The organism is Tessaracoccus terricola (assembly GCF_054776555.1).
In genome coordinates this window covers 59,431-71,018 of sequence record NZ_BAAHBS010000003.1, presented here as the reverse complement: position 1 = coordinate 71,018, position 11,588 = coordinate 59,431, and the positions used below count along the sequence as shown (strand labels likewise).

Annotated in this window: 7 protein-coding genes and 1 tRNA gene; 3 read left to right on the top strand and 5 right to left on the bottom strand. The window is 68.6% G+C overall.

Going from position 1 to position 11,588, the window contains the following annotated elements; genetic code table 11:
• Positions 1 to 6: 6 nt before the first annotated feature.
• From rpmE to lysA, 5 genes are all read right to left on the bottom strand, one after another.
• On the bottom strand, positions 7 to 210 hold the full coding sequence (rpmE, locus tag ACYU7G_RS04990) for a 50S ribosomal protein L31 (protein ID WP_461105407.1): 204 nt from the start codon (positions 208 to 210) through the stop codon (positions 7 to 9).
• A 157-nt stretch (positions 211 to 367) separates the two neighbouring features.
• Entirely contained in the window at positions 368 to 2,218 is a 1,851-nt protein-coding gene (gene rho, locus ACYU7G_RS04985; protein ID WP_461105688.1) for a transcription termination factor Rho, read from the bottom strand.
• A 230-nt stretch (positions 2,219 to 2,448) separates the two neighbouring features.
• Positions 2,449 to 3,321 (bottom strand): homoserine kinase, encoded by an 873-nt coding sequence (gene thrB / locus ACYU7G_RS04980; protein ID WP_461105405.1) that lies wholly within the window; start codon positions 3,319 to 3,321, stop codon positions 2,449 to 2,451.
• A 22-nt stretch (positions 3,322 to 3,343) separates the two neighbouring features.
• Positions 3,344 to 4,660 carry a homoserine dehydrogenase gene (locus tag ACYU7G_RS04975; RefSeq protein ID WP_461105403.1) on the bottom strand — a complete coding sequence of 439 codons (1,317 nt, stop codon included), beginning with the start codon at positions 4,658 to 4,660 and terminating at the stop codon, positions 3,344 to 3,346.
• A gap of 2 nt (positions 4,661 to 4,662) precedes the next feature.
• Positions 4,663 to 6,066 carry a diaminopimelate decarboxylase gene (gene lysA, locus ACYU7G_RS04970; RefSeq protein WP_461105686.1) on the bottom strand — a complete coding sequence of 468 codons (1,404 nt, stop codon included), beginning with the start codon at positions 6,064 to 6,066 and terminating at the stop codon, positions 4,663 to 4,665.
• Between the two features lie 156 nt (positions 6,067 to 6,222).
• Here lysA and ACYU7G_RS04965 point away from each other — a divergent pair.
• From ACYU7G_RS04965 to ACYU7G_RS04955, 3 genes are all read left to right on the top strand, one after another.
• Positions 6,223 to 6,294, top strand: a tRNA-Arg gene (locus tag ACYU7G_RS04965).
• A 39-nt stretch (positions 6,295 to 6,333) separates the two neighbouring features.
• Entirely contained in the window at positions 6,334 to 7,668 is a 1,335-nt protein-coding gene (locus ACYU7G_RS04960) for a glycosyltransferase 87 family protein (RefSeq protein WP_461105401.1), read from the top strand.
• Positions 7,669 to 7,745: 77 nt separating this feature from the next.
• Positions 7,746 to 11,588: a multifunctional oxoglutarate decarboxylase/oxoglutarate dehydrogenase thiamine pyrophosphate-binding subunit/dihydrolipoyllysine-residue succinyltransferase subunit gene (locus tag ACYU7G_RS04955; RefSeq protein ID WP_461105399.1), complete on the top strand. Its 3,843-nt coding sequence runs from the start codon at positions 7,746 to 7,748 to the stop codon at positions 11,586 to 11,588.

The following is an 11,588-nucleotide window of genomic DNA, read 5'->3' as shown; positions in this document are numbered from 1 at the left end:
GGGTGCTTACTTCTTGTAGCGCTTCTCGAAGCGGGCCACGCGGCCACCGGTGTCGAGAATCTTCTGCTTGCCCGTGTAGAAGGGGTGGCACGCGGCGCAGACGTCGGCGCTCAGCTTGCCCTTCGGGGAGGTGCTACGCGTGGTGAACGAGTTGCCGCAGGTGCACTGCACCTGGGTCTCGATGTAATCGGGATGGATTCCCTGCTTCATGACTTCTCCTAGAGATTGTGTTTACCCGGGTCGCAGCGCAGTTGGTGCGCAGAGTGCGTGAACCGGCACAGGGGCCAATTCTGCCACCCCGCGCCCCCCAAACCAAACCAGCAGACCCCAAGCCTTTCCGGGGTCCACGGGGCGAAGCCCCCGCGCGTCAGCCGTCCTGGGCCGGGGTCGTCTTGAGGACGCTGAGCAGGAACTCGTGGTTGTCCGCGGTCTTGCGCATCCTGGTGAGCAGCAGTTCGAGCGCGCCCTGGTCGTCGAGACCGGACAGTGCGCGGCGCAGCTTCCACATGATGTTGAGCTCGTCGCGGCCGAGGAGGAGTTCCTCGCGGCGGGTGCCGGAGGCGTCCACGTCGATGGCCGGGAAGATGCGCTTGTCGGCCAGTTCGCGGCGCAGACGCAGCTCCATGTTTCCGGTGCCCTTGAACTCCTCGAAGATGACCTCGTCCATCTTCGAGCCGGTCTCGATGAGCGCGGTGGCGAGGATGGTGAGCGAGCCACCGTTCTCGATGTTGCGGGCGGCGCCGAAGAACTTCTTCGGCGGGTACAGCGCCGCGGAGTCCACACCACCGGACAGGATGCGGCCGGAGGCGGGCGCGGCCAGGTTGTAGGCCCGGCCCAGGCGGGTGATGCCGTCCAGCAGCACCACGACGTCGTGGCCGAGCTCGACCAGTCGCTTGGCGCGCTCGATCGCCAGTTCGGAGACCATGGTGTGGTCCTCCGCCGGGCGGTCGAAGGTGGAGGCGATGACCTCACCGGAGACGGTTCGCTGGAAGTCGGTGACCTCCTCGGGACGCTCGTCGACGAGGACCACCATCAGGTGCACCTCTGGGTTGTTGGCGGCGATCGCGTTGGCGATGGCCTGCATCACCATCGTCTTGCCGGCCTTGGGCGGGGAGACGATCAGTCCGCGCTGGCCCTTGCCGATGGGCGAGACCATGTCGATGATGCGGCCGGTCAGGTTGGTGCTCGCGGTCTCGAGCTTGAGGCGCGTCTGGGGGTACAGAGGCGTCAGCTTGGAGAACTCGGGGCGATTCTTGGCCTTCTCCGGGTCGTCACCGTTGATGGAGTCGATTCGCACCAGCGGGTTGTACTTCTCCTTGCGCTCCCCCTCGCGCGGGGTGCGAATGGCCCCGGCGATGACGTCGCCGCGGCGCAGTCCGTACTTGCGCACGGTGGACATCGGGAGGTAGGCGTCGTTCGGGCCGGGCAGGTAGCCGGTGGTGCGCACGAACGCGTAGTTGTCGAGGATGTCGACGATGCCGGAGGTGTTGGCCAGGACGTCGTCCTCGCTGATGCTCGGCTCGTTCTCGTAGCGCTCCATGCCCTGGTTGCCACGGCCGCCACGGCGGTTCTGGCGGTCCCGGGTGCGACGTCGACGGCCACGGCGACCGCCCTGGTTGTCGTCATCGTCGTAACGGCTGCCGCCACCACCGCTGTTGCCGTTCTGCTGCGGTTCAGGCGCGGCCGCCACCTTGGCCTGGGACTGGCCGCCACCCATGGCGGCGGCGAGACGCTCGCCGACCTCGTCGTTGACCTGCTCCTGCGAGGCGCGATCGCGATCGCGGTCACGGCCACGACGGCGGCGGTTGTTGTTGCTGTTGCCGCGCCCGTCGGAGGAGTTGTCGCCACCGCCGTTGTTGTTGCCGCCAGAGCCGGTGTTGCGGTTGCCGGCGGCGGAGTTCTGCTGTTCGGCGGGGGCCTCGCCGTTCGGGGCTGCGGCCTTCTTCTCGGCTGCCAGCTTCTGGCCGACGGCGTCGGCCACGGCCTGCTCCTGCTTGGCGGGTGCGGTCTCGACGGCCAGCGCCGGCTGGCTGTCCGCTGCCGGGGCTGCTGCGGGGCGGGTGCTGCGGCGGGTCTGGGTGCGCGGAGCGTCGTTGCCCTGCGTCTGCGGCTTGGAGCCGGCAGCGGCGATGGCGGCGACGAGGTCTCCCTTGCGCATGGCGGAGGTGCCGCGCAGACCCATTCCTGCTGCGATGGTCTTGAGTTCAGCCAGCTTCATGCCCGCCAGGTTGGTACCGGTATCGGTCACGGATTTCCTTCCAAGGATTCACCGGGGACGAGCCTGTGTACAGGGGGTCCACCGGAGGTCAAGATTTGGTCACCACTCGGCGCAACACAGGCAGTCTGCAAGAAAAAAGGGGACTGGGCGCCATCTGTGTGGATTGACCTCTACAAGGCTAGCACCGCGGGACCCCAACTCCAAGCAGGGCCGCCCCGAAAGCGTGCGAGTCAGTCCACCCGCCGGAGTTCGACGCCGTCTGCGATGGGCAGTTCGTGGCGTGTGAAACCCGCAGCCGACAGCTCGTCCCCCGGCGCCAGCTGCGCCGGCGTGCCCACCGCGAACACCGTCGGGCCGGCCCCCGAGATGGCCGTCGGCACGCCCAGTTCCCGCAGCGCGAGCACCAGTTCGTAGGAGGGACGCATGAGTTCTGCCCGGTATGCCTGGTGGAGGCGGTCCGCCGTCGCCGCCAGCAGCAGGTCCGGGCGGCGTTCCAGCGCCAGCGGCAGCGCGGCCGAAGCGATGGCCTGGGCCACGGCGTCGCGGCGGGGAACCTCGTCGGGCAGCACGGACCGGGCCCCGGCGGTGCCCACCTCGAAGTCGGGGATCCACACCCGGGTGCCGATCTCGGCGGGCACCTGCAGGCGCACCAGCTCGACGTCGTCTCCCTCGAACCAGCCGAGGATCGCACCTCCCCAGACGGCGGCACCGGCGTTGTCGGGGTGCCCCTCCATGAGGCTCGAGATCCGGGTCAGTTCGGCCCGGTCCAGTTCCTCGCCGGGGCGGGCGATGCCCCATGCCAGCGCGAGGCCGGCGACGATCGCCGACGCCGAGGAGCCGAGGCCACGGGAGTGCGGGATCCGATTGGTGCACCGCAGCACGATGCCACCACGACTCCCACCCCATGCCGCGAGGCCCTCGTCCAGTGCGCGCAGCACCAGGTGGGACTCGTCCAGGGGAACTTGGTCAGCGCCCTCACCGTTGACCAACACCTCGATGGCGTCGGGGGCGTCGAGCAGTTCGAGTTCCAGTTCGTCCGCGATCCCGAGCGCGATGCCCACGCAGTCGAATCCAGAACCGACGTTGGCGGTGGTGCCGGGCACCCTGACCCGTAGCACCGTCAACTCAGCTGCCCTCGACGCGCATGTAGTTGACGCCCGTCCCCACGAAGGATGCCTCGGCCAGCTCCTCAAGCACACCCGCGAGGTCGGTCTCGCTGGCCTCGTGGGTCATGACGCCCAGGCGCGCGGCGAACCCGTCGCGGCGCTCGAGGCCCTCGAGGTAGGACTGCTGCACCGTCTGGAGTGAGACGTTGTGGCGGGCGAACACCGTCGCACAGGCCGCGAGCACGCCCGGGCGGTCCTCGACGTCGAAGCTGATGTAGTAGCGGGCGGTGGCGTCCCCGATGGGTGCCACCTCACGCTTCATGTAGCCGGTCTGCACGTGCGCGGCGCTGCCCCGCAGCCGGTTGCGGGCCGCGGTCACGACGTCACCCATGACGGCGCTGGCGGTGGGGGCGCCACCGGCTCCGGCGCCGAGGAACATCAGCTGCCCGGCGTCCCGGGAATCCACGAAGATCGCGTTGAACGCACCGGAGACCGACGCCAGCGGGTGGGTCTTGGGGACCATCGTCGGGTGCACCTTGACGATGACCCGGGGCTCGGGATCCGAGGTCAGCTTCGTGATGGCCAGCAGCTTGACGACGCAGCCCATCGCGTCGGCCGCGGCGATGTCATCGGGCGTCACCGAGGTGATGCCCTCGCAGAACACGTCCGAGAGGCGCACGTCGGTGTGGAAGGCCAGCCCGGCGAGGATGGCGGCCTTCGCGGCGGCGTCGTGGCCCTCCACGTCGGCGGTGGGGTCGGCCTCGGCGAACCCGAGGTCCTGCGCCTGCTGCAGGGCTTCGTCGAACGACAACCCGGCCGTGGTCATCTTGTCCAGGATGTAGTTGGTCGTGCCGTTGACGATCCCCATCACCGCGCGGATCTCGTCACCGACGAGCGACTCGCGCAGCGGGCGGATGATCGGGATGGCGCCCGCGACGGCGGCCTCGTAGTAGAGGTCCACCTCGTTGTCGTTGGCGGTGGCCGAGAGCCTGGCCATGTCCTGGGCCAGGAGCGCCTTGTTGGCGGTGATGACCGACGCGCCGTTGCGCATCGCGGCCAGGACGAGGCTGCGGGCGGGTTCGATGCCACCGATGACCTCGATCACGAGGTCGATGTCACCGCGGGTGACCAAGGACATGGAGTCGGTGGTGAACAAGGCCGGGTCGATGCCCGGACGCTCCATGCCCTCGCGGCGTACACCGATGCCGACGAGCTCCAGCCGGCGTCCGATCCGAGACTCGAGGGTGTCCCCCTCGGCCAGGAGCACGCGGGCCACCTGGGAGCCCACCACCCCGGCACCCAGCAGCGCCACCTTCAGTGGTCCGTTCTCAGCCATGTTCACTCCCCTACGTCCAGTCGCATCAGGTCTTCCAGGGTCTCGCGGCGCAGCATCGTGGTGACCTCGCCGTCGCGCACCCCGAGCAGCGGGGGCCGCGGGACCTGGTTGTAGTTGCTGGCCATGGCACGTGCGTACGCGCCGGAGGCCGGTACCGCGATCAGGTCTCCCGGCTCGATGTCGCGCGGGAGGAACACGTAGCGGATCAGGATGTCACCGCCCTCACAGTGCTTGCCGACCACGCGGCACAGCACCGGCGCGGCCTGCGAGGTGCGGTTGGCGATCACGCACGAGTACTCGGCCGCGTACAGGGCGGGACGGATGTTGTCGCTCATGCCACCGTCGACGGAGACGTAGACCCGGGCCTTGTTGCTCTCGATGTCGACCACCTTGACGGTGCCCACCTCGTACAGGGCGACGCCCGCGGGCCCGCAGATGGCGCGGCCGGGTTCGATGGACAGCTTGGGGCGGGTCAGCCCGAGGGCGCGGCACTCGTGCTCGATGAGGTCCTCGAACGCGGCCGCGAGTTCCGGGGTGGGCATCGGTGAGTCCGACGGGACGTAGGCGATCCCGAAGCCGCCGCCGAGGTCGAGCTCGGGGAGCTCGGCGCCCGTGGCGGTGCGGAACTGGTGGGCCAGCTTCAGCGTGCGACGGATGGCCACCTCGAACCCCGCGGTCTCGAAGATCTGGGAGCCGATGTGGCTGTGGATGCCGAGCAGGTCGATCACGTCGGAGGTGTGGCAGCGCACCAGTCCGGTCAGCGCCTGGCCGGAGCTGATGGACAGGCCGAACTTCTGGTCCTCGTGGGCGGTGGCGATGTACTCGTGGGTGTGCGCCTCGACCCCGGTGGTCACCCGGACCATCGCGTTGGCACGGACCCCAAGTTCACGGCACAGGGCCTCGATGCGGTCGATCTCGTCGAAGGAGTCGACGATGATGCGCCCCACTCCCTGCTCCAGGGCGAAGCGGATCTCGTCGACCGACTTGTTGTTGCCGTGGAACCCGAGCCTGGCGGCGGGCATCCCCCCGGCCAGGGCGACGCGCATCTCCCCCATGGTGGTCACGTCGAGGCTGAGTCCCTCCTCGGCCACCCAGCGCGCGACGGTGCGGGTGAGCAGCGCCTTTCCGGCGTAGTAGACCTCCCAGCCCTTGAAGCTGTCGCGGAAGGCGGCGGCGCGCATCCGGAAGTCGGCCTCGTCGATGACGTAGGCGGCGGTTCCGTGCTCACGGGCGACGTCGACGAGCGAGGCGCCGCCCACCACGACGGCACCGTTGCCGTCCCGGTACGTCCCGGACGGCCACAGTTTCGGGTCCAGGGCGTTCAGGTCCGCGGGCAGCTCCAACCACTGCGGGCCCGCCTGTGCGACGTCCGCGTGGATGGATCCGGCGATGTGGGTGTGCGTCATGGTCTCCAAGCCTGCCAGATGGGACACCACCACCGCGATGTGGCTCTCAGCTTCGGTCATCCGGACCGTCTGTGGGACCGCCGGGGCCAGCGGTGTCAGGAGTGGGTCCAGATCTTTGCTAACCTTTGCAGGTCGCTTCGGCGACGGGCCACACCAGCCCCCGTAGCTCAGGGGATAGAGCACCGCCCTCCGGAGGCGGGAGCCGAGGTTCGAATCCTCGCGGGGGCGCTTTCCATGCGCATCGGTAGCACCAGTGAAGGGACGCCAGTGACAGGCCAATCCGAGCAGGCCGCTCGGCCACCCGCACAGGGCTGGCTCCCGGCACTCGGGCTGGTGGCACTGTTCGTCCTGGTCACGTTCGTCAACTTCCAGTTCTGGCAGCTCGAGGCCGTCAAGTTCGTCGAGAACGACATCAGCTACTACGGCTACCACCTAAACGACATGCTGGAGAACGGCAACGACGTGATGCCGGAGTACCCACTGCCCGCACTGTGGATCCTGCAGGCCATCTACACCGTCGGCGGCGGTTGGCAGACCTGGGCGCCCTGGTTCTCGGGCGTCATGCTGGCGCTGACAGGCATCGTCGCCATCACGTTGTTCCGCCGCGACAACGCCCGTGGCGCCCTGTTCTGGATCTTGTTCATGGGAGCCTGCGGACCCATCGTGTGGTTCCGGTTCGACCTGATCCCCGCGGCCCTGGTGGCGTGGGCGTGCCTGTGGATCACCGCCCGGCCCCGACTGGCCGGGGCCCTGGTGGCGATGGGCGCGTCGGTGAAGCTGTGGCCGGCGCTGCTGGCCTTCCCGATGGCAGCCCCCGACCCGCTGCGGCGCACGAAGGGTCGGCAGCGGGTGCTGTCCTTCCTGGTGGTCGGGTTCGCGCTGGGGATGTCGTCGCTGGTGCTGGTGGGTTGGGAGCGCTCGGTCTCGCCGGTCACCTGGCAGAGCGAGCGGGGCCTGCAGCAGGAGTCGGTTCCGGCCACTCCCCTGATGTTCCTGCGCACGTTCACCGACTCCCCGGACTGGAACCTGTTCCTCTCGGAGTACAACGCGATCGAACTCGACGGCCCCGGTGTGGAGTTCCTGCTCACCGTCTCCTCGGTGCTCACGGCCGGGTCGTTCGTCCTGACGGGCCTGCTCACCTGGCGTCTGGTCAGGCGGTTCCGGGAGGACTCGCGGCACCTCCACGAGGCGATGTTGCTGGTCATCCTCGCGATCGTGCTGGCCACCATCGTGGTCAACAAGACCCTGTCCCCGCAGTACGTGACCTGGCTGGGCGGCCCCGTCGCCGCCCTCCTCCTGGCACGGCGTTCCCACTGGCTGAGGCGGCCCGTCGTCGTGCTCTCGGTCGCGATGGTGGTCGTCGCGGGACTCACGCAGTACACCTACCCGTGGGGGACCCACGGCATCATGGCACTTCCCAACGGCTCCGGACTGGAGACCTCCATGCTCATCCTGCGCAACCTCCTCCTCGTGGGGCTGCTGGGATATGCGACGCGGCTCGCCTGGCGCGCCACGTCATCGACCTCGGAGGCGTCATCGCCGCTCGAGCAGGTCGAGTCCGAGCTTGACCGGGAAGAGCCCGTCAAAGCTGGCGCGGCCTGACCGCGCCGACGTTGACCATTGGGTAAGCTTCCAATCCGGGGGCACAGCCGCCGGAAGACAACTCACAGAGGGGAATCGTGGCCCAGCCACTGGCACACATGTCATCATCGGATTCAAACGACGCTTTCGGCGCCAACTCATGGTTGATCGACGAGATGCGTGACGCATACGAGAAGGATCCGCAGTCGGTCGACCAGGAGTGGCGAGCGTTCTTCGCCAAGGCCGCCAACGGCGGCGGTGCGGTCACCGAGGACAAGCCCGAGCCGAAGCCGGCGGCCGCCAAGCCCGCCCCCGCCAAGGCCCAATCCCCCGCCCAGTCGAAGCCGGCCCCCGCCAAGCCCGCGGCAACCGGGGCGAAGCCTGCGCAGCCGGCCAAGCAGGCCGACAAGCCCGCACCGAAGGACGAGAAGCCCGCGGCCCCGAAGGCCGAGGCCAAGCCCGCCGCGAAGCCCGAGGCGCCCAAGGCGGTCAAGGAGAAGCCGGCGGACCCGGGCTCCGGCGCCGGCCTCTCGGCCAACGCCCCCAACCCGAGCCTGCGGCCCGAGCCCACGGGCGCCCAGCCGAAGCTCACCACCATGCGCGGCGCCCCGATGCGCACGGCGAAGAACATGGATGCGTCCCTGTCGGTGCCCACCGCCACGTCCGTGCGCAACGTGCCGATGAAGCTGGTCATCGACCAGCGCACGCTCATCAACAATTTCCTGCGCACCTCCAAGGGCGGCAAGGTCTCGTTCACGCACATCATCGCCTACGCGATGATCAAGGCGATCAAGGCCGTGCCGTCGATGAACGACGCCTACGACGTCGTGGACGGCAAGCCCACCCACATCCAGAACCCGAGCATCAACATCGGGATCGCGATCGACGTCAAGAAGAAGGACGGCACGCGGCAGCTGCTGGTCCCCAACGTGAAGGACTGCGAGTCGCTGAACTTCGCGCAGTTCTGGGCCGCCTACGAGGCGCTGGTGACCAAGACCCGCAACGGTGAGCTCACCGTCGACGACTTCGCCCGCACCACGGCGTCCATCACCAACCCCGGCGGCATCGGCACCAGTCACTCGGTGCCGCGCCTGATGACCGGCCAGGGCATGATCCTCGGCGTCGGCGCCATCGACTACCCCGCCGAGTTCCAGGGCACCTCCATCTCCCGCATCACCGAGCTGGGTGTCTCGAAGGTCACCACCCTGACCTCCACCTACGACCACCGCGTCATCCAGGGCGCCCAGTCGGGCGAGTTCCTCAAGGAGATGCACGAGCTGCTGCTCGGCAAGAACGGCTTCTACGACGAGATCTTCGAGGCCCTGCGCATCCCCTACGAGCCGTTCCGCTGGTCGAACGACATCTCGGCGCACCGCGCCAGCCAGGTCACCAAGCACGGCCGCGTGCTGGAGCTGATCGCCGCGTACCGTTCCTTCGGCCACCTCGTCGCGGACACCGACCCGCTCGAGTACCGGCAGCGCGCCGCCGAGGACCTCCGCCTCGAGACCCACGGCCTGTCCATCTGGGACCTGGACCGTGAGTTCGCCGTCGGCCGGTTCGGGACCGAGGACCGCGGCTACCTGACCCTGCGCGAGATCCTCGGGATCCTGCAGGACTCCTACACCCGCACCGTGGCCGTGGAGTACATGCACATCCCGGACCCGGAGCAGCGCAGCTGGTTCCAGAAGCGCATGGAGGTGCCCCGCAGCCCCCTGACGCACGACGAGCACATGCACGCCCTGGACAAGCTGAACGAGGCCGAGGTCTTCGAGACCTTCCTGCAGACCAAGTTCGTCGGCCAGAAGCGCTTCTCCCTCGAGGGCGGCGAGTCGATGATCGTGCTGCTCGACGAGATCTGCCAGCAGGCCGCGAACGACTCCGTCGACGAGGTCTGCATCGGCATGCCCCACCGGGGCCGCCTGAACGTGCTGGCCAACATCGTCGGCAAGAAGTACGCGCAGATCTTCCGTGAGTTCGACGGCTCCCTGGACCCGCGCAGCGGCACCGGCGACGTGAAGTACCACCTCGGTTCCGAGGGCGCCTTCGTCGCCAGCAACGGCCGCACCATCAAGACCTCGGTGGCCGCGAACCCGTCGCACCTGGAGGCCGTGAACCCGGTGCTGCAGGGCATCGCCCGCGCCAAGCAGGACGTGCTCGGCTCCGACGACTACCCGGTCCTGCCGCTCCTGCTGCACGGCGACGCTTCGTTCGCCGGCCAGGGCGTGGTGTTCGAGACCCTCCAGATGAGCCAGCTGCGTGGCTACAAGACCGGCGGCACCATCCACGTCGTGGTCAACAACCAGGTGGGCTTCACCACGGCTCCCAGCGAGAGCCGCAGCTCCATGTACTCCACCGACGTGGCCAAGTCCATCGGTGCCCCGGTGCTGCACATCAACGGCGACGACCCGGACTCGTGCATCCGCGCGGCCCGGATCGCCTTCGAGTACCGCCAGAAGTTCCACAAGGACGTCGTCATCGACCTCGTCTGCTACCGCCGTCGCGGCCACAACGAGGGCGACGACCCGAGCTTCACCCAGCCGAAGATGTACGACCTGATCGAGCAGAAGCGCTCGGTGCGTCGTCTCTACACGGAGTCCCTGATCGGCCGTGGCGACATCTCGATGGCCGACGCCGAGGACGTCATGAACCGGTTCCGCAGCCGGCTCGAGAACGTGTTCAAGGAGGTCCGTGAGGCCCGCAACCAGGACACGCCCGACGACGAGTACTCGCGCGTCCCGTACTACCCCACCAAGCCCGAGCAGCGCCTCACGGAGATCACACCGGAGACCCTGGAGCTGATCTCGAGGGTGCACACCGAACTGCCCGAGGGCTTCACGGGTCACCCGAAGGTGCTGCCCCAGGTGCAGCGTCGCGCGGAACAGATCCTCAACGGGCCCATCGACTGGGCCACCGCGGAGATCCTGGCGTTCGGTTCGCTCCTGCTGGAGAACCGCCCCGTGCGCCTGGCCGGGCAGGACTCCCGCCGCGGCACCTTCTCGCAGCGCTTCGCCGCGATCGTCGACCGGGTGACCAACGAGGCCTGGGTGCCCCTGAAGCACCTCTCCGAGGACCAGGCGTCCTTCGAGGTGTGGGACTCGCTGCTGAGCGAGTACGCCGCCCTCGGCTTCGAGTACGGCTACTCCGTGGCCCGTCCCGACGCGCTCGTGCTGTGGGAGGCCCAGTTCGGCGACTTCGTCAACGGCGCGCAGACCATCATCGACGAGTTCATCGCCTCCGGACAGGCCAAGTGGGGCCAGAAGTCCGGCGTGGTCCTGCTGCTGCCCCACGGCTACGAGGGGCAGGGACCAGACCACAGCTCGGCACGCATCGAGCGGTTCCTGCAGCTGTGTGCGGAGAACGCCCTGTCGGTGTGCCAGCCGTCGACGGCGGCCAGCTACTTCCACCTGCTGCGCCAGCACGCGTACGTGAACTTCCACCGTCCGGTGGTGATCGCGACGCCGAAGTCCATGCTGCGCAGCAAGGCGGCGGCCTCCGCGCCGGAGGAGTTCACCTCGGGCCAGTGGAACCCGGCGCTGGACGATCCGACCATCACCGACCCGTCGCAGGTCGAGCGGCTGCTGATCTGCTCCGGCAAGATCCGCTGGGAGCTTGCCGCCTACCGCGAGAAGCACGGTCTGGAGGGCAAGGTGGCGATCGTCGCCCTCGAGCGCCTCTACCCGCTGCCCGGCGAGGAGGTTGCCGAGATCCTGAAGCGCTACTCGCACGTCACCGACATCCGCTTCGTGCAGGACGAGCCCGCCAACCAGGGCCCGTGGCCGTTCATCTCGGTGCACCTGCCGAACGCGGTTCGCACCGCCTCGGGCATCGAGCTGAACATGAAGCGCGTCGCCCGCGGCTGGGCCTCGGCCCCGTCGGTGGGTTCCCACAAGGTGCACCTGCAGCAGTCCGACGAACTGCACGAGCGCGCCTTCACGGAGTAG